The 20,453-nt window shown below is 74.3% G+C and carries 20 protein-coding genes and 1 riboswitch; of the genes, 7 read left to right on the top strand and 13 right to left on the bottom strand.

Translation table 11 applies throughout. The features are described 5' to 3' along the window. Positions 1–17: 17 nt before the first annotated feature. Both macS and CLV72_RS19890 read left to right on the top strand, forming a co-directional pair. Complete coding sequence (gene macS / locus CLV72_RS19895) at positions 18–1,169, top strand: MacS family sensor histidine kinase (RefSeq protein ID WP_245930323.1); 1,152 nt, start codon at positions 18–20, stop codon at positions 1,167–1,169. Between the two features lie 195 nt (positions 1,170–1,364). Next, the gene (locus CLV72_RS19890) at positions 1,365–2,003 is read left to right on the top strand and encodes a response regulator (RefSeq protein ID WP_106248651.1); all 639 of its coding nucleotides are present in this window, start codon (positions 1,365–1,367) and stop codon (positions 2,001–2,003) included. Between the two features lie 21 nt (positions 2,004–2,024). Here the strand turns inward: CLV72_RS19890 and CLV72_RS19885 are convergent, their stop codons facing one another. The 3 genes from CLV72_RS19885 to CLV72_RS19875 all read right to left on the bottom strand — a co-directional run bounded on the left by CLV72_RS19885 (position 2,025) and on the right by CLV72_RS19875 (position 4,805). Continuing rightward, positions 2,025–2,693, bottom strand: coding sequence for a hypothetical protein (locus tag CLV72_RS19885; RefSeq protein ID WP_106248648.1), 669 nt, complete (start codon positions 2,691–2,693; stop codon positions 2,025–2,027). Positions 2,694–2,696: 3 nt separating this feature from the next. Then, positions 2,697–3,194, bottom strand: coding sequence for a SigE family RNA polymerase sigma factor (locus CLV72_RS19880; protein ID WP_106248646.1), 498 nt, complete (start codon positions 3,192–3,194; stop codon positions 2,697–2,699). A 135-nt stretch (positions 3,195–3,329) separates the two neighbouring features. Continuing rightward, positions 3,330–4,805, bottom strand: a complete 1,476-nt coding sequence (locus CLV72_RS19875; protein ID WP_106248644.1) for an FGGY family carbohydrate kinase — start codon at positions 4,803–4,805, stop codon at positions 3,330–3,332. Positions 4,806–5,113: 308 nt separating this feature from the next. On the opposite strand from CLV72_RS19875, the gene CLV72_RS19870 reads away from it, so the two are divergent. From CLV72_RS19870 to thiI, 3 genes are all read left to right on the top strand, one after another. Continuing rightward, on the top strand, positions 5,114–6,139 hold the full coding sequence (locus tag CLV72_RS19870) for a 6-phosphofructokinase (protein WP_106248642.1): 1,026 nt from the start codon (positions 5,114–5,116) through the stop codon (positions 6,137–6,139). 237 nt (positions 6,140–6,376) lie between these two features. Continuing rightward, positions 6,377–6,892 carry a hypothetical protein gene (locus tag CLV72_RS19865; RefSeq protein ID WP_106248640.1) on the top strand — a complete coding sequence of 172 codons (516 nt, stop codon included), beginning with the start codon at positions 6,377–6,379 and terminating at the stop codon, positions 6,890–6,892. A gap of 116 nt (positions 6,893–7,008) precedes the next feature. Further along, positions 7,009–8,325: a tRNA uracil 4-sulfurtransferase ThiI gene (gene thiI / locus CLV72_RS19860; protein ID WP_106248637.1), complete on the top strand. Its 1,317-nt coding sequence runs from the start codon at positions 7,009–7,011 to the stop codon at positions 8,323–8,325. On the opposite strand, the gene aroF is transcribed toward thiI, so the two are convergent. After that, on the bottom strand, positions 8,322–9,425 hold the full coding sequence (gene aroF / locus CLV72_RS19855) for a 3-deoxy-7-phosphoheptulonate synthase (protein WP_245930322.1): 1,104 nt from the start codon (positions 9,423–9,425) through the stop codon (positions 8,322–8,324). The two genes, thiI and aroF, sit on opposite strands and share 4 nt — an antisense overlap. A gap of 326 nt (positions 9,426–9,751) precedes the next feature. On the opposite strand from aroF, the gene CLV72_RS19850 reads away from it, so the two are divergent. Continuing rightward, on the top strand, positions 9,752–10,354 hold the full coding sequence (locus tag CLV72_RS19850) for a molybdopterin-dependent oxidoreductase (RefSeq protein WP_106248633.1): 603 nt from the start codon (positions 9,752–9,754) through the stop codon (positions 10,352–10,354). A 42-nt stretch (positions 10,355–10,396) separates the two neighbouring features. On the opposite strand, the gene pknB is transcribed toward CLV72_RS19850, so the two are convergent. The 4 genes from pknB to thiO form a co-directional block, all read right to left on the bottom strand. Next, positions 10,397–12,451: a Stk1 family PASTA domain-containing Ser/Thr kinase gene (pknB, locus tag CLV72_RS19845; protein WP_106248631.1), complete on the bottom strand. Its 2,055-nt coding sequence runs from the start codon at positions 12,449–12,451 to the stop codon at positions 10,397–10,399. Positions 12,452–12,535: 84 nt separating this feature from the next. Beyond that, positions 12,536–13,342, bottom strand: a complete 807-nt coding sequence (locus CLV72_RS19840) for a thiazole synthase (protein WP_106248629.1) — start codon at positions 13,340–13,342, stop codon at positions 12,536–12,538. 1 nt (position 13,343) lies between these two features. Continuing rightward, entirely contained in the window at positions 13,344–13,544 is a 201-nt protein-coding gene (gene thiS, locus CLV72_RS19835; protein ID WP_106248626.1) for a sulfur carrier protein ThiS, read from the bottom strand. Positions 13,545–13,549: 5 nt separating this feature from the next. Further along, positions 13,550–14,695: a glycine oxidase ThiO gene (thiO, locus tag CLV72_RS19830; RefSeq protein ID WP_106248624.1), complete on the bottom strand. Its 1,146-nt coding sequence runs from the start codon at positions 14,693–14,695 to the stop codon at positions 13,550–13,552. Then, positions 14,686–14,799, bottom strand: a riboswitch (TPP riboswitch). It overlaps the preceding gene by 10 nt. Positions 14,800–14,966: 167 nt before the next feature. Between thiO and CLV72_RS19825 the strand changes: the two genes are divergently transcribed. After that, positions 14,967–15,326: an Rv2175c family DNA-binding protein gene (locus CLV72_RS19825; protein ID WP_106248622.1), complete on the top strand. Its 360-nt coding sequence runs from the start codon at positions 14,967–14,969 to the stop codon at positions 15,324–15,326. A 60-nt stretch (positions 15,327–15,386) separates the two neighbouring features. On the opposite strand, the gene CLV72_RS19820 is transcribed toward CLV72_RS19825, so the two are convergent. The 5 genes from CLV72_RS19820 to CLV72_RS19800 form a co-directional block, all read right to left on the bottom strand. After that, on the bottom strand, positions 15,387–15,911 hold the full coding sequence (locus CLV72_RS19820) for a nuclear transport factor 2 family protein (protein ID WP_106248619.1): 525 nt from the start codon (positions 15,909–15,911) through the stop codon (positions 15,387–15,389). Positions 15,912–16,115: 204 nt separating this feature from the next. Beyond that, the gene (locus tag CLV72_RS19815; RefSeq protein WP_211302982.1) at positions 16,116–17,606 is read right to left on the bottom strand and encodes an MFS transporter; all 1,491 of its coding nucleotides are present in this window, start codon (positions 17,604–17,606) and stop codon (positions 16,116–16,118) included. A gap of 309 nt (positions 17,607–17,915) precedes the next feature. Further along, positions 17,916–18,473, bottom strand: a complete 558-nt coding sequence (locus CLV72_RS19810; protein WP_170141046.1) for a DUF2306 domain-containing protein — start codon at positions 18,471–18,473, stop codon at positions 17,916–17,918. Between the two features lie 288 nt (positions 18,474–18,761). Beyond that, entirely contained in the window at positions 18,762–19,991 is a 1,230-nt protein-coding gene (locus CLV72_RS19805; protein WP_106248612.1) for an NAD(P)/FAD-dependent oxidoreductase, read from the bottom strand. Positions 19,992–20,022: 31 nt separating this feature from the next. Continuing rightward, entirely contained in the window at positions 20,023–20,373 is a 351-nt protein-coding gene (locus CLV72_RS19800) for a bifunctional 3-phenylpropionate/cinnamic acid dioxygenase ferredoxin subunit (protein WP_211302981.1), read from the bottom strand. Positions 20,374–20,453: the final 80 nt, after the last annotated feature.

Here is a 20,453-nt window from a genome sequence, read left to right as displayed (position 1 = left end):
GCGCGGAAGTAACCGCCGTGGCCGCCGAGGCCGCGCCGGCCGACGGCCGGCGCCGGCAGGACAGCGGCTTCGCCGAGCCGCTGTGGCGGGGGATCGCGGCCTACCGCTTCGCCTCGCTGGTCTACGCCGCGATCGTGGTCGTGGTGAACCTGGACGCCTACGCGCGGGCCTGGGCGGGCGCCGCGGTGGTCGGCGTCATGACGATGTGGACCGTGCTCGCCGTGGTCGGCTACGCCCGGCCGAGCCGCCGCTCCTGGCCGCTGCTCCTGGCCGACCTGCTCGTCACCACCACCGCGCTGGCCAGCACCGTGGTCGTCTACACGCCCGCGCAGGTGTACAGCATGGCGCCGATCACCACGCTGTGGGTGGCCGGCCCGGTGCTGTCGGGCGCGGTCATCTTCGGGCGGCGCGCCGCGATCGCCTGCTCGCTGGTGCTCGGCCTGTGCGACACCCTCAACCGGGGCCGGGTGGACGCCGACGTGCTGCACGGCGTCGCCATCCTGCTGCTGGCCGGCTTCGCGCTCGGCTACGTCTCGGCGCTGGCCAGCGAGGCCGAGCGGCGCATCGCGCACGCCGCCCGGCTGGAGGCCGCCACCCGCGAGCGCGAGCGGCTGGCCCGCCGCATCCACGACTCCGTGCTCCAGGTGCTCTCGCTGGTGCAGCGCCGGGGCAGCGAGCTGGGCGGCGAGGCGGCGGAGCTGGGCCGGCTGGCCGGGGAGCAGGAGGCGGCGCTGCGCGGCCTGGTGGGCCTGGACGCCGACGCGGTCAGCCCCTCGGGCGCGGCCGACCTGCGCGCCGCCCTGACCGCGCACGCCTCGGCCTCCGTCACCCTCTCCATGCCCGCCACCCCGGTGGAGCTGCCCGCCCGTACCGTCCAGGAGATCGACGCCGCCGTCGCCGCCGCCCTGGACAACGTCGCCCGCCACTGCCCCCCGCACTGCCGCGCCTGGGTCCTGCTGGAGGACGAGCCCGACGCCGTCACCGTCACCGTCCGCGATGACGGCCCCGGCATCCCCGACGGCCGCCTCGCCCAGGCCGAGGCCGACGGCCGCCTCGGCCTCGCCCAGTCCATCCGCGGCCGCGTCCGCGACTTGGGCGGCAGCGTCACCGTCCACACCGAGCCCGGCTCCGGCACCGAGATCGAGTTCCGGGTGCCGCGAGCCGCCTGACCGGCACCGGCCACAGCGAGCGCGATACCGGTCCATGTCACGGAGTGTTGCTGCGGTGCACCTTGAGTAGTCGAATGGGGAAGAGCTGGCGCTTTCAGCTGCCGGATCGACACTGGGCGGCTGCAGAGGCCTATGGGCGGCTAGCCTGGCCCCGTGAGCGACGGTGGGACGGGCGGCGGGGCGCCGCTGCGGGTGATGGTGGTGGACGACCACCCGATGTGGCGCGACGCGGTGGCGCGCGACCTGGCGGCGGCCGGCTTCGAGGTGGCGGCCACGGCGGGTGACGGCGCGCAGGCGGTGCGGCTGGTGGGGGCGGCGCGGCCCGATGTGGTGGTGCTCGACCTCCAGCTGCCCGACTACTCCGGGGTCGAGGTGATCGGGAAGCTGGCGGCGGCCGGGAGCGGTGCGCGGGTGCTGGTGCTGTCGGCCAGCGGCGAGCAGCAGGACGTGCTGGACGCCGTCAAGGCGGGCGCCACCGGCTACCTGGTGAAGTCGGCCAGCAGCGAGGAGCTGATCGCGGCGGTGCGCCGGGTCGGCGCGGGCGACGCCGTGTTCACCCCCGGGCTGGCCGGGCTGGTGCTGGGGGAGTACCGGCGGCTGGCCGCCGCCCCCGCTCGGCGCGAGGACGAGGACGCGCCCCGGCTCACCGAGCGCGAGACCGAGGTGCTGCGGCTGGTCGCCAAGGGGCTCACCTACAAGCAGATCGCGCAGCGGCTGGTGCTCTCGCACCGCACCGTGCAGAACCACGTGCAGAACACCCTCAACAAGCTCCAGCTGCACAACCGCGTCGAGCTGGTCCGCTACGCCTTGGAGCAGGGCCTGGACGACGACTGACCCGCCGGCACCGGCGGGCCCTCAGCCCTCCGCCGTGTAGACCCCCCACTCGGTGCGGTCGCCGGGGTCGGCCCCCTCGGCGGTGACGGTGACGACCACCTCGCGCGGGCCCTCGCCGTCGAGGGCGGCGGGCGACAGGGTGCTCGGGCCGGCGCAGTCGCCCTCGGCGACGGTCTCGCCGTCCACCTCGATCCGGTAGGCGGCCGTGCCGCCGAGCGGGCCGCCGGAGGCGCCGGCGCAGGCGCCCGCGAGGGCCTGCTCCCGGCCGTCGGCGCCCAGGCTGAAGCGCAGCTCGGCCGAGCCCGAGGGCGCCAGTTCGCGGCTGAGCACCGAGGCCGGGTCCAGCGGCAGCGGCGGCCCGCCCCCGGTGCCGGGGAGGGTGGCGGGCAGCAGGGCGGCGCCGGCCGCCATCGGCTCGTCGACAGCCTCGGGCGCCGCCGCGCCGCCCTCTCCGGCACCGTCCTGGTCGCCGAGGGCGGACGAGGCGGCCTGCTCGGGCGCGCGCAGCACCTCCATGCCCACCGGGACGCCCACCCCGACCACCAGGACGGCCGCTCCGGCGGACACCGCGACGGCCACCCGGCGGCGGGCGGCCCGCCGCACCCGGTGCTGGACCTGGCCGAGCCGGTCGGGGTTCTCCGGCGCGTCGGCGACGTGTCGCAGCAGCACGTCGCGGATGTCGTCGTCCACGCCTCACGCCTCCATCGCTGTCGTCGGGGTCCCGGCGTGGCCGCGCAGCGCCGCCAGGGCACGCGCGTGCTGGCTCTTGACGGTGCCGACCGAGCAGCCCAGCAGCTCGGCGGCCTGCGCCTCGCTCAGGTCCTCGTAGTAGCGCAGCACCACCACCGCCCGCTGCCTCGCCGGCAGCCGCCCCAGCAACTGCCAGATCGCGGAGCGATCGTCGACGGCGCCGTAGGGGTCGGCGCCGGGCCGGTCGGGCGGGTCGGCCCACGGCTCCTCGCCGACCCAGCGGCGCCGCCGCCAGCTCAGGAACGCGTTCACCAGGATCTTGCGGACGTAGGCCTCCCTGGTGGCCGGCTCGATCCGCCGCCAGGCCGACCACGCCTTGGCCAGCGCCGTCTGCAGCAGGTCCTCGGCCAGCGCCCAGTCGCGGGTGAGCAGGTAGGCCGTGCGCAGCAGCGGCTGGGAGCGCTCGGAGACGAACGCGCTGAAGTCGTCGCGGTGCGTCATCAGGTCGCTCCCTGATTCCTCTCCGGCCGCTCCCGGTGGCGGCCCGCCGACTCCCACCCTCTCCTACGCGGCGGCCCGGGCGGAAGGTTGCTGTGTCCGCGCAAGCCGGCGCGCGGGAGTGCGGGGGCCATCACGCTACAGCGCCGCCCAGCCCTTGCTGCGCTCCACGGCCGCCCGCCACCGGGTGTAGGCCGCGTCGTCGCGGGTGCCGGGGGTGAAGCGCTGGTCGAGCCGCCAGGTGTCGATCAGCTCGTCGGTGGAGCCCCACACCCCGGTGCCGAGCCCGGCCAGGAAGGCGGCGCCCAGGCCGGTGGTCTCCTGGATGACCGGGCGGGCCACCGGCTTGCCGAGCTGGTCGGCCTGCATCCGGCAGAGCAGGTTGTTGGCGGAGGCGCCGCCGTCGGCCTTGAGTTCGGCGATGTCGTGCCCGGAGGCGCGCACCACGGCCTCGACCACGTCGCGCACCTCGAAGGCGATCGCCTCCAGGGTGGCGCGGACGATGTGGGCCCGCTGGGTGCCGCGGGTGATCCCGAAGATCGCGCCGCGCGCCTCGGGGTCCCAGTCGGGCGCGCCCAGGCCGGTCAGGGCGGGGACGAAGACCACGCCGCCGGAGTCGGGGACGGTCTGGGCCAGCGCCTCGGTCTGCGGCGCCGTGTCGATCATGCCGAGGCCGTCCCTGAGCCACTGGACGGCCGCGCCGGTGACGAAGATCGAGCCCTCCAGCGCGTAGGTCAGGCTGCCGTCGGGGTGCTGCCAGGCGACGGTGGACAGCAGCCCCTCGCGGGCGCCCACGGCGTCGGAGCCGGTGTTCACCAGGACGAAGGAGCCGGTGCCGTAGGTGCACTTGGAGTCGCCGACCCCGAAGCAGGTCTGGCCGAACAGCGCCGCCTGCTGGTCGCCGGCGATGCCGGCCACCGGCAGGTCCAGGCCGAGGAAGGCGTCGGGGTCGGTGCGGCCGATCTCGCCGTAGGTGGGCACCACCTCGGGCAGCGCGGACATCGGCACCCCGAACAGCTCGCACATCTCCGCCGACCAGCCCCCGGCCCGGATGTCGTAGAGGAGGGTGCGCGAGGCGTTGGAGGCGTCGGTGACGTGCCGGGCGCCGCCGGTGAGGCGCGCCACCAGGTAGGAGTCGACGGTGCCGACCGCGACCCTGCCCTCGGTCACCCCCGACCAGGACCGCTCGTCGTGCGCGGCCAGCCAGTTGAACTTGGTGGCGGTGAAGTAGGGGTCCAGCCGCAGCCCGGTCAGCTCGGTGACGCGCTCCTCGCGGCCCTCCTCGCGCAGCCGGGTGCACACCTCGGTGCTGCGCCGGTCCTGCCAGACCACCGCGCGGCGCGGCGAGGACAGCCGCTCGCGGTCCCACAGCACCGCCGTCTCGCGCTGGTTGGTCAGCCCCACGCAGGTCGGCTGCGCGGGCGCGGCGGCCAGCGCCTCGCCGGCGGCGGCGAGGGTGGCCTGCCAGATCTCCTCCGGGGCGTGCTCGACCCAGCCGGGCCTGGGGAAATGCTGGGTGAATTCCTGGTAGCCCCGGGCGGTGACCCGGCCGTCGTCACTCACCACCAGCGCGGTAACGCCGGTGGTCCCGGCATCGATTGCGAGAACGGGCATGCGGCTTGGCCTCCTGGCGCTCGACGGACTATGGTCTAGACCAAAAGTTCTGGAAGTCCTGGACCCCGAGCATGATCCTGCCCGCTGCGCCCGTCGCTTACCAGCCCGCCCGTCCGGACCGGCCCCGCCCACAGGCTCCGGTCTTCCCGGTTCGGCACGGCCGGCGCGCCGCGGCGCACTAGGCTCGGACGGCTACGGCACAGGACTCGAAGAGCCGCACCGGCACCGCGGGCGCCCCGAGCGCCGCGCGGTCCGGCGGCCGAGCCACGTCAACACCGAGCCACACCAAGCCACAGAGGAGTGAACGCATGCGCGTCGGGGTGCTGACCGGCGGCGGGGACTGCCCCGGTCTCAACGCCGTCATCCGTGCGGTGGTGCGTAAGGGCATCCAGGAGTACGGGTACGAGTTCGTCGGCTTCCGCGACGGATGGCGCGGGCCGCTCGAGGGCGACACCATGCCCCTCGACATCGCCGCGGTGCGCGGCATCCTGCCGCGCGGCGGCACGATCCTGGGCTCCTCGCGGACCAACCTGATGAAGATCGAGGGCGGTGTCGAGCGGGTCAAGGACAACATGGCCGGGCTCGGCGTCGACGCGCTGATCGCCATCGGCGGCGAGGACACCCTCGGGGTGGCCCGCCAGCTCGGCGACCGCGACGTCAAGGTCGTGGGCGTGCCCAAGACCATCGACAACGACCTGAACGCCACCGACTACACCTTCGGCTTCGACACCGCGGTGAACATCGCCACCGAGGCGATCGACCGGCTGCACACCACCGCCGAGTCGCACCACCGCGCGCTGATCGTCGAGGTCATGGGCCGGCACGCGGGCTGGATCGCGCTGCACTCCGGCCTGGCCGGCGGCGCGAACGTCATCCTGATCCCGGAGCGCCCCTTCGACATCGACGAGGTGGTCGCGCACGTCGAGAGCCGGTTCAAGACCCGCTACGCGCCGATCATCGTGGTCGCCGAGGGCGCCCACCCCAAGGAGGGCCAGATGGCCCTGGCCACCGGCGAGAAGGACGCCTTCGGGCACGTCCGGCTCGGCGGCATCGGGCAGCGGCTGGCCGACGAGATCGAGCAGCGCACCGGCAAGGAGGCGCGCTCGGTGGTGCTCGGCCACGTCCAGCGCGGCGGCACCCCCACCGCCTTCGACCGGGTGCTGGCCACCCGGCTGGGCCTGCACGCCATCGAGGCGGTGCACGACGCCGACTTCGGCAAGATGGTCGCCCTGCAGGGCACCGACGTGGTCCGGGTGGAGCTGGCCGAGGCCACCCGCGAGCTGAAGGTGGTGCCGGTGGAGCGCTACGCCGAGGTGGAGGTCTTCTTCGGCTGAGCCTCCCGGCCGAGCTGTTTCGGGCCCCTTCCGGCGGTGCGCCGCCGGGAGGGGCCCGTGCCCTTGCGGGCGGCCCGGATCCCCGTGGCGGCGGGCCTTTTTCATGATCCGGCGGGTCGGATTCCCGGTTCTTCACCGACCGTATCGGGCAGAATGGTCAACGGGACCCAAAGTGGGCTCCCTTCCGGGGGAAAGCGTCGCTAGATTGACAGCACCTTTCCAACAGGGAGCGTCATCATGACGGGATCGCGCCGCCAGGGCGCCCCTTACGTCGTCCACAAGGACCGGCCCGCCATCGGCGCGCGGATCTGGCTGGTCTGGGCGCTGGCGCTGTTCGGCTGCGCGACGGTGCTGACCTGGTGGTGGCTGCCCGGCTCCCTCGGCGCGGGCACCCTCATCGTGCCGCTGCTGTTCTGCGCGGTGCCGCTGATGATCAGCGGGCTGCGCCTCGGCCGGCGCACCCTGGTCCGCGTCGACCGGCGCGGCATCCGGCTCGGCGACCGCCCCATCCCGTGGCGCGAGATCGGCGCGATCCTGGTCACCCGGGCCGAACGCGACCAGGGCAGAGGGGAGATCGGCGTCGTGCAGCAGGTGCGGCGCGGCGAGCGGCGGGGCGAGCGGCTGCGCACGATCTCCTTCGAGCCCGGCCAGGTCGACCTGCGCGCCTTCGCCCGGGCGGCCCGCGCCTACGGCCCCAAGGGCACCGTGGTGATCGAGGCGCGCGACGGCTCCCGCAAGGTCGTCCCGGCCTGATCCTCCCGGCCGCCCCCCGGCCGCCGGGGAGAACGGATCGAACGGGCTCGGAATGGGCCGATACTGGAGGAGGGCCGCGCCCGCGGCCGTCCCCTGTCCCGACGCCGGAGGTGGCCATGTCGTCCAAGCCCGCACACCGCCTGCGCGGCAACCCCGGCTCCGGCGGAGCCGAGCCGCCGGCCGAGGGCGAGTCCTGCCTGCTGCTCAAGCTCGGCGAGGTGGTGCTCAAGGGGCGCAACCGCGAGCTGTTCGAGCGCCGGCTGCAGAACAACATCCGCTCGGCGCTGCGCGAGTTCGGCGAGGTCAAGCTCTGGCAGCGCAAGGGCGTCGTGGTGGTGCGGATGCCCGGGGCCGCCGACGCGCAGATCGCCGCGGCCGCCGAGCGGGTCGGCGACGTCATGGGCATCGTCTGGGTCCACGTCGCCCGCCGGGTGCCGCGCGACCCCGAGCTGGTCGCCGCCACCGCGGTGCGGATGATGGCCGGGCGCTCCGGCAGCTTCGCGGTGCGCGCCCGCCGCCGCGACAAGAGCTTCCCGATGAACTCCTCCGACCTCGCCGTGCTGATCGGCTCCCGGATCCAGGACGCCTACGGCCTGCCGGTGCGGCTCAAGCACCCCGACAACAGCGTGTTCGTCGAGGCCGACCAGCAGGAGGTGTTCGTCTTCACCGACGGCATCGCCGGCCAGGGCGGCCTGCCGGTGGGCATGAGCGGCCGCGCGCTGGTGCTGATGTCGGGCGGCATCGACTCCCCGGTCGCCGCCTACCGGATGATGCGGCGCGGCCTCAAGGTCGACTTCCTGCACTTCTCGGGCATGCCCTTCACCGGCCCGGAGTCCATCTACAAGGCCTACGGCCTGGTCCGCGAGCTGGACCGCTTCCAGTCCGGCTCGCGGCTGTTCACGGTGGCCTTCGGCAAGGCCCAGCAGTCGCTGAAGAACGCCGGGGCCGAGAAGCTCCAGATCGTGGCGCAGCGGCGGCTGATGCTGAAGACCGCCGAGGCGCTGGCCGAGCGCCTGGGCGCCGAGGCGCTGATCACCGGCGACTCCCTCGGCCAGGTCTCCAGCCAGACCCTCACCAACCTCACCGCGCTCGACGACGCCGTCCGGCTGCCGATCCTGCGCCCGCTGGTCGGCTTCGACAAGTCCGAGATCATGGCCGAGGCGCGCCGGCTGCGCACCCTGGCCATCTCCGAGCTGCCCGACGAGGACTGCTGCACCCTGCTGACGCCCCGCCAGGTCGAGACCGCGGCCAAGCTGCCCGAGCTGCACGCCATCGAGAAGCGCCTCGACGTCGAGGAGCTGGCCGAGCGGCTGGCCGGCACCGCGAAGCTGCACCGGCCCGGCGCCACCGCCGGCGCCGAGCCGAAGACCGCCCCGGCGCCGGCCGACGCCCCGTCCGCCGCCGCGGCGCCGGCCGCGGCCGCGGCCCGCTAGCCCGGCAGCGGAGCCAGCCCGGCCACCGCGGCCGGCGCCTGCGGCGCCGGGGTGAGCGAGCGGCCGAGCAGGGCCGGCAGGGTCTCCAGGGTGCGCGACAGCTCGGCCAGGTCGGCTCCGGTGAGCGCCTGGGCGCCGTCGCACAGCGCGGCGTCCGGGCTGGGGTGCACGTCCACGATCAGACCGTCGGCGCCCACCGCCACGGCCGCCCGCGACAGCGGCAGCACCAGGTCGCGGCGGCCGCCGGAGTGCGAGGGGTCCACGATCACCGGCAGGTGCGACAGCCGCTGGGCCACCGGCACCGCGCTGATGTCCAGGGTGTTGCGGGTGGCCGGCTCGAAGGTGCGGATACCGCGCTCGCACAGCACGATGTCCAGGTTCCCGCGCTCGGCGATGTACTCCGCGGCCAGCAGCCACTCCTCGATGGTGGCGTTCATGCCGCGCTTGAGCAGCACCGGCCGCCGCGCCGCCCCCACGGCCTGCAGCAGCGCGAAGTTCTGCATATTGCGGGTGCCCACCTGGAGCATGTCCGCGTAGGAGGCGACCAGCTCCACATCGCGCGGGTCCACCACCTCCGTCACCACCGGCAGCCCCGTGTCGGCGCGCACGTCCGCCAGCACGCGCAGGCCCTCCTCGCCCAGCCCCTGGAAGGCGTACGGCGAGGTGCGCGGCTTGTACGCGCCCCCGCGCAGCAGCGCGGCCCCCGCCGCCTTGGCCATCCGCGCCGCCGCCAGGGCCTGGTCGGGCGTCTCCACCGCGCACGGGCCCGCGATCAGGGTGAGGTGGTCGCCGCCGATCGGCACCCCGGCCACCCGCACCACCGTGCGCTCCGGCGCCGTCTGCCTGCTCACCAACTGGTAGGGGGCGGTCACCGCGACCACGTCGGCCACCCCGGGCAGCGCGCGCAGGCGCTCGGGCCCGGTGCGCGCGGTGCCGGTGAGGCCCACGAGCGTGCGGCCGCCGCCGCGGCTGGCCAGGGCGCGGCCGCCATCGGCGGTCACCGCGCGCACGACCTCGGCGGCGTCGTCCGGACCGGCGCCGGGCGCCATGACGGCGACGAGCTTGGCTGATGCGTCGGCTGTGGTGGATGCGCTTGGCATGGCGGCTGGGTTCCTGTCTGTGCGGAGGCGCCCGGTGGGGCTCCTCGGGCTGGTGGGGGCGGAAAACGACGAAGAGCCCCGGGCCGTGTGGCCCGGGGCTCTTCGTCGGTCGTCCGTCTAGCGCAGCGTCTGGCGGGCGACCGTCCTGTCCTCGGACCGGTAGCCAAAAAAACGCCAGTAGCTGCGCCGCATGTGAATCACCATAGCGCATGACCGGCCGAGAGCAGCAGCACCCGTCGGTACACCGTCAAGACGCCGGATGGCAGGATGGCAGCACGGACCCGCCGCGACGGAGCGGCGGCACCGGCACCGCAGGGGAGGGGCCCGTGGGGGAGCGGCGGATTCCGCCTGGGCAGCACGTTCCTCGGAATTGGCCGGTCCTGCACTACGGCAGGGTGCCGGCCTTCCGCGAGGAGCGCTGGGACCTGCGCGTCTTCGGGGCCACCGCCTCGGGCGCCGCCCACCGGCTGACCTGGCCGCAGCTGCGGGAGCTGCCCCGCACCGCCGTCACCGCCGACTTCCACTGCGTCACCAAGTTCACCATCCCCGACGTGCACTGGGAGGGCGTCGCCCCGGCCACCCTGGTGGAGCTGGCACCGCCCGCCCCCGAGGCCACCCACGTGATGGTCTGGGCGGAGTACGGCTACAGCGCCAACATGGCGCTCGGCGACTTCCTGCACCGCGACACCCTGCTCGCGCTGCGCCGCGACGGCGCGGAGCTGAGCCCCGAGCACGGCTTCCCGGTCCGGCTGGTGGTCTCGCGGCTGTACGGCTGGAAGAGCGTGAAGTGGGTGCGCGGCGTGGAGTACCTCACCCGCGACCGGCGCGGCTTCTGGGAGGAGCGCGGCTACCACAACCGCGCCGACCCCTGGCGGGAGCAGCGCTACTCCTACCAGGAGGACGACGGCGACGGCCCGCCGCTGCTGTGAGCGCGGGCCCGGGCGGCGGGGGAGCGCCCCGCCGCCCGGCCGTCAGTCGTCGTCGCGGCCGCCTCCGCCGTTTCCTCCGCCGGGTCCGCCCCCGCCCGGCCCGCCCCCGCCGCCGATCGGTGAGGTCCAGATCTGGATCTGGGTGCCGGGCTCGACCTGGCCCTGCGGCTGCCAGTTGTAGACCTGCCCGCCGCCGAAGAGCTGGTGCACCTGGACCTGGAGGCCCAGGCGCTGCAGCTCGGCGACGGCGTCGGCCTCGTTCCAGTTGCGGATGTCGGGCACGGTGACCATCGCGGGCCCGGAGGAGACCACCAGCTGCACCGCCGTCTCGCGGTTGACGCCCTCGCCCTCGGCCGGGGTCTGCTCCAGCACCTGGCCGGCGGGCGCGCTGTCGTCCTCGCGCTCGGTGAAGGTGGCCTGCATGCCCAGTTCGCTGAGGCGCGCCTCGGCGTCGGGGCGGCTCATGCCGACCAGGTTCGGCATCTCGAAGCCGGTGCTGACCTGGAGCACCACCGGCTCGCCGCGGTCGGCGTTGCTGCCCACCGACGGTGTGACGGCGACGATGGTGCCCTCGGGCGCGGTGAAGGAGGTCGCCTCCTCCTGCTCGACCTGGTCGAGGCCGGCCTCCTCCAGCATGGCCAGCGCCTCGTCCAGGGTGCGGCCCACCACGTCGGGCACCGGCGCGAACTGCGGCCCCTGCGAGAGGGAGACGGTGACCACGCTGCCGCTGTCGACCTCGGTGCCGGCCTCGGGGGTGGAGGCGGCCACCAGGCCGGGCTCCACGTCGTCGCTGTAGGAAGCTTCGCCCACCTCGACGGTCAGGCCGGCATCCTCGGCGGCCGCGACCGCCTGCTCCTCGGTCATGCCGGTGAGGTCGGGGGTGACCGTGGTCGAGGTGGCCGCCAGCCACCAGGCGATACCGCCGACCAGCACCACCAGCGCCGCCGCGATGGCGATGCCGGGCACCAGCCACGGGTGCATCGCGCGGCGGCGGCGCCGGGACCCGCGCCGGGGCGGCGGGTCGTAGTCGTCGTCGAGGTCGTCGTCGTAATCGTCGTCGTAGTCGTCGTCGACGATGGGCCGCAGCACGCCGGACAGGGTCTGGGTGCGCGGGTCGTCGTCGGAGGTGATGCCGACCAGCTGGGTGGCGGCGTAGGTGCCGCGGTCGCCGGCGGCGGGCGGGTCGGTGGCCGCCGCCACCGCGGCGTAGCCGAGCTGGCGCATCAGCGGCTGCTCGCCGGTGCCGGGGAGGTTGTGGTAGGCGTCGAAGACCCCGGCCAGCAGCTGGATGGCGTTGGCCGGGCGCCGCTGGGGCTCGCGGTCGGTGGCCTCGGCGACCAGCCGGTCGATGGAGGCCGGCAGGCCGGGCACCGCGCGTGACGGCGGCGGGACGTCGGTGTTGACGTGCTGGTACGACACGGCCATCAGGGAGTCGCCCTGGTGCGGCAGCGCGCCGGTGACCAGCTCGTAGAGCATGATCCCGGCCGAGTAGACGTCGCCGCGGGCGTCGGTGCGGCCCAGGGTGACCTGCTCGGGCGGCATGTAGCCGGCGGTGCCGATCACCGAGCCGACGGCGGTGTGCCGCTGCTCGTCGCCGTCGACGGTGCGGGCGAGGCCGAAATCGGCCACTCTGACCCGGCCGTCGTTGGTGAGGAGGACGTTCTCGGGCTTGACGTCGCGGTGCACGATGCCGTTCTGGTGGGCGGCGCCCAGCGCCGCGAGCACCGGCACCAGCACCTGCAGCGCGTCGGCCGCGGTGAGCCGGCCCCGGGCGGCCAGCAGGTCGCGCAGCGTGCGCCCGGGGACGTACTCCATCGTGAGGTAGACCTGGCCCTGGTCGGTGCCCTGATCGTAGACCTGCACGATGTTGGGATGGGTGAGCCGCGCGATCGACTTGGCCTCGTTGATGAAGCGCGCCACGAAGCGCTCGTCGAGGCTCAGCGACGGGTGCATCACCTTGAGCGCGACCCTGCGGTCGAGCCGCAGGTCCTGGGCCACGTACACGGTGGCCATGCCGCCTCGGGCGATGCGCGACTCAACGCGATAGCGCCCATCGAGCATGGCTCCGATGAGCGGGTCCGCGAGCGTCGTGTCCACGGGCCGAGTTTACGGGCGAATTGGGCAGTACGGGCAGAGTACCGTCAACGTGGTCATCTCGGGCCTCCTCGGGTCGGCGGCACCTCACACTGGAGGTGACGAGGGCTGAGCATAGCGCCGTACCGGGATCCGCCCGGCGCGTCTGGCCAGCCGGCCCGCCCGCACCGCGTCCCGCATGGCCTGCGCCATCACGGCCGGGCGCTGCGCGCGGGTCACCGCGGTGGCGAGCAGCACGGCCGAGCAGCCCAGCTCCATCGCCTGCGCCGCCTCGCTCGCGGTGCCGATCCCGGCGTCGAGCACCACTGGCACGCCGGCGCGCTCCACGATCAGTTCGATGTTGTGCGGGTTGCGGATGCCCAGGCCCGAGCCGATCGGCGCGCCGAGCGGCATCACCGCCGCGCAGCCCACCTGCTCGAGCCGGTGCGCCAGCACGGGGTCGTCATTGGTGTAGGGGAGCACCACGAAGCCGTCGTCGACCAGCCGCTCGGCCGCCTCCAGCAGCTCCACCGGGTCGGGCAGCAGGGTGTGCTCGTCGGCGATCACCTCCAGCTTCACCCAGTTGGTCTCCAGCGCCTCCCTGGCCAGCCGCGCGGTCAGCACCGCGTCGGCGGCGGTGAAGCAGCCGGCCGTGTTGGGCAGCACCCGGATGCCGTGCCGCCGCAGCACGTCCAGCACCGAGCCGGTCTGCGCCGGGTCGATGCGCCGCATCGCGACGGTCGTCATCTCGGTCTCCGAGGCGAGCAGCGCGTCCTCCAGCACCTGGAGCGAGGGGGCGCCGCCGGTGCCCATCACCAGCCGCGAGCCGAAGCGCTCGCCGGCGATCACCAGGGCGTCGTCGGGCTCCCCGGCGCCGTGCGGGGGCGCGGGGGAGGAAGTGGTCTGCGCGGTCACGTCAGCCTCCCTGTACAGCGGTGAGCACGTCCACCCGGTCGCCGCTCGCCAGCGGGGTGCGCTCCCACGCGCCCCGGCTGACGACCTCTCCGTTCAGCGCCACGGCGACGCCGCTGGGCGCGGAGGTCAGCAGCGCGACCACCTCGGCCACGCTGCTGCCGGCGTCGATCTCGCGCGTCTCGCCGTTCACGGTCACCCGCATCGGCCTCATCCCTTCGTCCTCGCGGCGGTCCCGGCGGTGCGGGTCGCGGCGAACTCGCGTGCGTGGTCGGGCAGCTTCTCCTCCGCCACGGCGTGGGCCATCACCTCGGCGGTGACCGGGGCCAGCAGCACGCCGTGCCGGAAGTGCCCGGCCGCCAACTGCAGGCCCGGCAGCGCGGTGGGCCCGAGCAGCGGCAGGTTGTCGGCGGCGCCGGGGCGCAGCCCCACCGCGGTCTCGGTGATCTCCAGCTCGGCGACGCCGGGCACCAGTTCGCGCGCGTCGCGCAGCAGCTGCCACACCCCGCCGACGGTGAGCCGCTCGTCGCGGCCCAGCTCCTCCTGGGTGGCGCCCAGCACCAGTTCGCCGCCGTCGCGCGGCACCAGGTAGACGGGGGTGCCCCGCACCAGCCCGCGCACGGTGCGGGTGAGGAAGCCGGCGGGCGCGCGCAGCCGCAGGATCTGGCCCTTGACCGGCCGTATCGTCGGCACCGCTCCCCGGGGCAGCCCGGCCAGCTCGCCGCAGTCGGCCCCGGCGGCCAGCACCACCTGGCGGGCCCGCAGCTCGGTGCCGTCGTCCAGCAGCACACCGGCGGCCGCGGCGCCGTCGGCGGTCAGCAGCAGCCGCTCCGCCCGCCGCCGCAGCAGCCGCGCGCCGGCGCGCTCGGCGGCGCGCAGCAGCGCGGCGGCCAGCCGCCTGGGGTCCACCGAGTGGTCGTCGGGCGCGTACAGGGCGCCGCGCACGGCGGGGCTGAGCATCGGTTCGAGGCGGCGGGTCTCGCGCGAGGTCAGGCGCTCGGTGCGCACGCCCAGCCGCTCGGTGAAGGCCAGCAGCTCGCGCAGCTGCGCCCAGTCGTCGCTGTCGAAGGCGACCTGGAGGGTGCCCTCGGCGCGGTAGCCGGGGTCGGCGCCCGACGCCTCGGCCAGTTCGGCGGCGAAGGCCGGGTAGAGCCCGCGCGAGCGCAGCGCGAAGCGGACCAGCTCCTCCTCGCCGTAGGCGGCCTCGGTGGTGGGGGTGAGCATCCCGGCGGACACCCGGGTGGCGCCGCCGGCGGGCCGGGGGTCGACCAGGACGGTGGCCAGGCCGCGCTGGGCGCACCGCCAGGCGGTGGCCAGGCCGACCACCCCCGCGCCGACGATCACGACATCGGTCATCGCTTCCACTCCCTTCGCCGGCATGACCCGGATCAGGTTCGTGCGGTCGGAGACGTTCCGGTCTCCCTCTCAGCCCGGCTCACCGGGCTCCCGCGGGTGCATGTCCCGCAAGGCCCGACTTCGGGTCTCGCGGGTGTTTCGTCCACTGTACCTCTCGTTGTATGCAATGTACGCGGCCGGTGCCCCGGGCGCCCGGCCGGGACGGCCGCCGCGCGGCCGGTACCGCTGAGCGCGGGTTTGTCCGCCCCCGGAATGTGGGACATTGGCAGACGTGACACAGATCGACCGCGACACCGACGCCCTCGTGGGCGAATGGCTGTCCGCCAAGGAAGTCGGCTCCCGGCTGGGCGTCAGCCCCAACAAGGTCAAGCAGCTGATCCGCGACCACCGCCTGCTCGGCGTGGTGCGGTCCGGAGAGCTGTCCGTCCCGGCCGCCTTCGTGGCCGGCGACGACGTCCTCAAGGGCCTGCCCGGCACCCTCACCGTCCTCGCCGACTGCGGCTACGACACCGAGGCGGCGCTGCGGTGGCTGTTCACCGCCGACGACACCCTGCCCGGCACCCCCATCGAGGCCATCGCCGCCAACCGCGGCACCGAGGTACGCCGCCGGGCCCAGGCCCTGGCCTTCTAGCGGCGCCGCGCGCAACGGCGCCCGGGGCGGAGTCCGTCCGCCCGGGCGCCGTACCGGTGGCTAGAAGGCGTCATGGAAGGCCGCGGTGTCGTAGTACTCGCGGAACACCGCGATGCGGTCGCCGCTCATCTCGAAGATGGCCACCCCCTCGTTGCGGTAGGAGCCGCCCCGCAGCAGATCGATGTCGCACGACCACACGGCCATGACCTGGCCGGGGTCGAGCATGGGCTCGACCTGCCAGGTGAAGTGGGTCTCCCCGAACCGGGTGATGAAGTCGTCCAGCGCGGAGACGATCTCCTCACGTCCGACGAGTTCCCCGGGCGGCCCTTCCAGGGAGGTGGGCATCCGGTAGGTGGCGTCGGTGGTCCACAGCGTCGACAGGTGGTCGATGTCGCGGTCCTGCAGGGACCGGTAGAAGGCGTTGACGGTGCGCACGCTGCGGGCGCGCTGCTCCTCCCCGGGTGAGGCGTCGGCCTCGGCCCGGGGGGCGGGGTCCGCCGGAGGGGTTGCGCAGGCCGCCAGCAGGGCGGCGGCCACGAGCCCGGTCACGACGACCCGGGTCCGGCAGGGTGGGGTGGCGCCCATATCGGTCGACTCCTCTCACTGGTTCGCAGTCATCTGATCACTGTGCGTAGTCTCACCGGACGTGCGGAACCGCCGTCCTGCCGTGGGTGCCAGAGGTCACCCGGACCGGCGCGGACGGTGCGAGGTCTCCGCGGTGCGGCCGGGCGGCCGGCGGGTGCGCCGGCCGCCCGGCCGGACTTCGAAGGGGGTGGCCGAGCGGGCGGCTCAGCGGTCGGTGGTCCCGCTCTCCACCGGCCGCGCGTGCGGCTGCTCGGCCGGGGCCGCCGGCACGGCGGCCGCGTGCGGCCGCGCCCGGCCGTCGCCGCGCAGGACGATGGCCATCAGCACCGAGCCGACCACAGTGCCGATCGCCGCGGTCAGGTACGCCAGGTGGTATCCGGCGACCTCGCCGGAGGGGCCCGGCACCGTGCCGACCGCCGCGACGGCGACCAGCGCGGCGATGCCGACGCTGGAGCCGATCTGCTGGGCCGTGACGTTGACCGCGCCGGCGATGCCGTGCTGGGGCTGGGGGACTCCGGTGAGGGAGGCGGCCGTCAGCGCGGGGAAGGTGGTGGCCTGGCCCAGAGTCATGATCAGGATGCCGGGGAGCAGCAGCCAGTAGCTGGTGTCGTCGCCCGTCCACATCCAGGTCAGGATGCCCAGGCCGATCAGCGGCATCCCGTAGATCATGAACGGGCCCTGGCCCACCCGGTGGAGCAGGCGGCCGGTGACGTTGGACAGGATCACCACGGACAGGCCCATCGGCACGATCGCCAGGCCCGACTGAAGCGGGCTGTAGCCCAGGACGTTCTGCATGTAGAGCGGCGCGAAGAACAGCATCGAGTTGACCGAGGCGAAGTGCGTGAACGCCGCGAGGGCGGCGGCCCGGACCGGCGCCCCGCCGAAGATGGAGAACGGCACCAGCGGCTCGGCCACGCGCCGCTCCCAGGCGACGAACGCGCCCAGCAGCGCGACCGCCACCACCAGCGGCACCACGGTGGTGGCATCGCCCCAACCCACCTCGGCGCCGCGGGTCAGACCGAACACGATCAACGCCAGCCCGAGGGTCACCAGGACGGCACCGGGCACGTCCAGCGACCGGTCGTTGCGCACTCCGGGCGGCAGCGCGACCTTGCACAGCGCCAGGACCGCCACGCCGAGCACGACGGAGAAGATGAAGGTCGAGCGCCAGCCCAGCAGTTGGGTGAGGACCCCGCCCAGGATCATGCCGCCGCTGAAGCTCGCCGCGGCCACGGCCGTGTAGATCCCCATGGCCCGGTTGCGCGCCGGCCCCTCGGGGAAGACCTCGGTGAGCAGCGCCAGGGCCGCCGGACCCGACAGCGCGGCCCCCAGCCCCTGCGCGGCGCGGGCCAGGATCAGCACGAGCGCGTTGGGCGCCATGGCGCCCACCAGCGCCGCCACGCAGAACAGGGCGACGCCCGCGATGAACACCGGGCGCCGGCCCTTGACGTCGGCCAGCCGGCCGCCCAGCAGCAGGAACCCCGCGAAGGTGACGGCGTAGGAGGTCATCGCCCACTGCAGAGTGGAGTCGTCGATGGTGAAGCTCGTCCCGATGGCCGGCAGCGCGGCGTTCAGGACGGCCAGTCCGCTGACATCGAGGACGAAGGCGCCGGCGATGACGAAGAGCGCCATCCACTGCCGGGGTGTCACCGTGGCCGACGTGTCGCCCACGGCCTCGTTCGGGTTGGTTGTCACGTCGATCTCCAATCGAGGCATCCGGCTCGGGCGCACCGCCGCGGAGGGTACCGAGGGAATTCCCGGCAGCGTCGAGCCGGGCCGTGGACACATTTCCCTTATGGTCGTTTTCGCCGACCTCTGGGATTTGGCTATGGCGTTCTCAAATCAAATAAATGGTACTGCAGACGGCGGGCGGTGGGACCGGATAATTGAGTTGGGACTGAATTAACGAAGTACGCCGGTCGTCGCTCTCATTTATCGATTTCCATTGCCCGGCGGGCCGAGGCCGGGTAATGGGCGCCGCGCGCCGTCATCGCGGGATCGCCGTCAGGTCCCCGCGGCGGCCGCCCGGACCGGGCGGCGGGACCGCTCGGCGCGGCGGCGCCGGCGGCGCGGGCGCAGCACGAACCACTCGACGAACAGCAGGTGGCCGACGAAGGAGGCCCACAGCCCGGCGACGGCGCCCTCGACCATCACCAGGTGCTCCTGGCCCGCGTAGGTTCCGGGCAGCAGCCAGGTCGTCGCCCCGATGGCCAGCGGCTGCAGGAAGCGCACCGTGATGGTGGAGGTGGTCATCGCCACGTTGCGGATCATCCACCGCCGGTGGTCCTCGTACCGGCGCTGCAGCACCGCCACGAACCCGGCCACGGTGGTGATCAGCCAGAGGGTGGACATCGCCAGGAAGGCGTAGCGCAGCCCCTGGCCGAAGATCGTCATGATCGACACCGGGAAGGCCAGAACGGCCGAGGGAATGACGCCGCCCAGGAAATACACCCAGCCGATTCTGCGGTGGATCTTGGGGTGGTTTTCGCGCAGCCACGGCCACACCTGGAGCCAGGCGAGCATGACGGCGACGGCGCCCGTGAGGACGTGAATCGCGAGCACCGGATAGTGCCAGTCGTAGCCCGGCCGTGCGACGGCGACCGAAAGAGAAGGGTCAAATGTGATGAATCGGGCGCCGGCGAAAACGCCGAACGCCAAGCAGTACACCGCAAGAAGGGCGACCCACCACTGGGTCCGCCACGCGGAAGGGGGCCGGGGTGCCACGGCGGGCGCCTCGGGGGCCCGGGAGGCCTCGCTGGTCGCGGTCATCGCAGATCCTGTTCCCTGAGTATTCGAGTGCTGTCGGGTCGTTCGGTGTCCGGGCCGGGAGCGGTCCGGGCGGGCCCGGCCTCAGGCCCGGGTGAGAGCGCGCAGGTCGACTGACTCGTCGGCGAGCCGGGCGAGGTCCACGGGGCGTCCGCGCTCGATCAGCCGGCGCGCGGCCCGGACGTCCATCGGCCGGTTCACCGCGACCGCACCCACGCACCGGCCGTCGCGCACGGCCAGCGCGGAGAACGAGTCGCTGGCGTACACGCCGCGCACCGCGGTGGTCTCGGCGTCCAGCACCTGGCCCACCACCTCCAGATGGGTCTGGTACCGGTCCGACCAGAACCAGGGGGAACGGGGCGCGGGAACCGGACCGCCCAGGATCGCCGCCGCGGCGGCGCGGCCCTCGTTCAGCGCCGCGTCCCAGTGCTCGCTCGGCGGCAGGACGCCGTCGGGACCCCGGGTGCGGGCGACGTCGCCGGCCGCGAAGACGTGCGGGTTGGAGGTGCGCTGGGCGTTGTCGACCAGCACGCCTCCCGCGGTCTCGATGCCGGCGTCCGCGGCCAGCGCGACGTCGGGGACCATGCCCACGCCGACGACCGCCACGTCGCACGGCACGGTCCGCCCGTCCCCGAGGCGCAGGCGCACGCCCTCGCCCAGGTCCTCGACCGCGGCGAGCGCGCCTTCCAGCACCCGCACGCCGTTCGCGCGGTGCTGATCGTGCAGGGCGCCGGCCAGTCGGGTGCCCAGGACCCGCGCCAGGGGGTGCGGGTTCGGGGCCAGCAGGGTCACCGAGCAGCCCAGCGCGACCGCGCTGGCCGCCACCTCGGCCCCCACCAGGCCGGCGCCCACCACGCCCAGCCGGACGCCGGGGGCCAGCCGTTCGCGCAGCGCCTCGGCATCGCGCAGCGTGCGCAGCGTCCGCAGCTCCGGATGGGGGGCGCCCGGCACCCGCGGGGTGCGCGGGCGCCCGCCGATCGCGAGGACGACGGCGTCCGCCCGCTCGGCGGTGCCGCCGGCCAGTACGACGCGGCCCTCGGCCGGCGCGATCCGCTGCACCGCGACGCCCGGCCGCAGGTCGACCGCCTTGTCGGCGAACCAGCCCTCGGGGCGCAGCAGCGCCTCGCCGGCCGAGCGCTTGCCCTGGAGTAGGTCCTTGCTCAGCGCGGGGCGCTCGTACGGCGGTTCCTCCTCGGCGCCGAGCAGGGTCAGCCGCCCGTCGTACCCCAGCTCGCGCAGCCGCTCGCAGGTGCTCAACCCGGCCAGGCCGGCGCCGACGACCACGACGCTCCGGGGGAGGTCGGAATGCTTCATGGTGGGCTCCTTTCCGGACGGGCGGCGCAGGTCAAGAGCTGGCGCCCGGCATCAGCCACACCTCGCCGCCGCTGACCTCCACGGGGTGGCCGACGGTGTCGCGGGAGGCCGGCATGGCCAGCGCCTCGCCGGTGCGCAGGCAGAAGACGCCGCTGTGCACGGGGCACTCGACCTCCCCGTCCTCGACCCACCCTTCGGCCAGCGAGCCCTGGGCGTGGGTGCAGGTGTCGTTGAGGGCGAAGAACTCGCCGCCGTCGTTGAACACGGCGATCGCATCGCCGGTCCCCGTCTCCTCGCGTGGGATTCGGACAGCCTCCCCGTCCGGGAGTTCGGCGACCGCGCACACTCGGATCCGGCGGCCGACCTGCTTGGTGACGTCCACGATGATCCTTCTTTCAGAAATTCGGCATCGATCTTCGGCGGCCTTCCGCCGGTTTTCGGCCCGTGTCCGCTTCCCGGTGG

The sequence above is a fragment of the Allonocardiopsis opalescens genome (assembly GCF_003002095.1).
Taxonomy (GTDB): domain Bacteria; phylum Actinomycetota; class Actinomycetes; order Streptosporangiales; family Streptosporangiaceae; genus Allonocardiopsis; species Allonocardiopsis opalescens.
The sequence above is the reverse complement of the archived record's forward strand: the minus strand, read 5'-3'. Positions and strand labels throughout refer to the sequence as shown.

Coding starts and splice junctions, on each gene's coding strand:
- CLV72_RS19890 (WP_106248651.1), top strand. CDS start 1,365: ATGGTGGTGGACGACCACCCGATGTGGCGCGACGCGGTGGCGCGCGAC.
- CLV72_RS19880 (WP_106248646.1), bottom strand. CDS start 3,194: ATGACGCACCGCGACGACTTCAGCGCGTTCGTCTCCGAGCGCTCCCAG.
- CLV72_RS19875 (WP_106248644.1), bottom strand. CDS start 4,805: ATGCCCGTTCTCGCAATCGATGCCGGGACCACCGGCGTTACCGCGCTG.
- CLV72_RS19870 (WP_106248642.1), top strand. CDS start 5,114: ATGCGCGTCGGGGTGCTGACCGGCGGCGGGGACTGCCCCGGTCTCAAC.
- CLV72_RS19865 (WP_106248640.1), top strand. CDS start 6,377: ATGACGGGATCGCGCCGCCAGGGCGCCCCTTACGTCGTCCACAAGGAC.
- thiI (WP_106248637.1), top strand. CDS start 7,009: ATGTCGTCCAAGCCCGCACACCGCCTGCGCGGCAACCCCGGCTCCGGC.
- aroF (WP_245930322.1), bottom strand. CDS start 9,425: ATGCCAAGCGCATCCACCACAGCCGACGCATCAGCCAAGCTCGTCGCC.
- thiS (WP_106248626.1), bottom strand. CDS start 13,544: ATGCGGGTGACCGTGAACGGCGAGACGCGCGAGATCGACGCCGGCAGC.
- thiO (WP_106248624.1), bottom strand. CDS start 14,695: ATGACCGATGTCGTGATCGTCGGCGCGGGGGTGGTCGGCCTGGCCACC.
- CLV72_RS19820 (WP_106248619.1), bottom strand. CDS start 15,911: ATGGGCGCCACCCCACCCTGCCGGACCCGGGTCGTCGTGACCGGGCTC.
- CLV72_RS19805 (WP_106248612.1), bottom strand. CDS start 19,991: ATGAAGCATTCCGACCTCCCCCGGAGCGTCGTGGTCGTCGGCGCCGGC.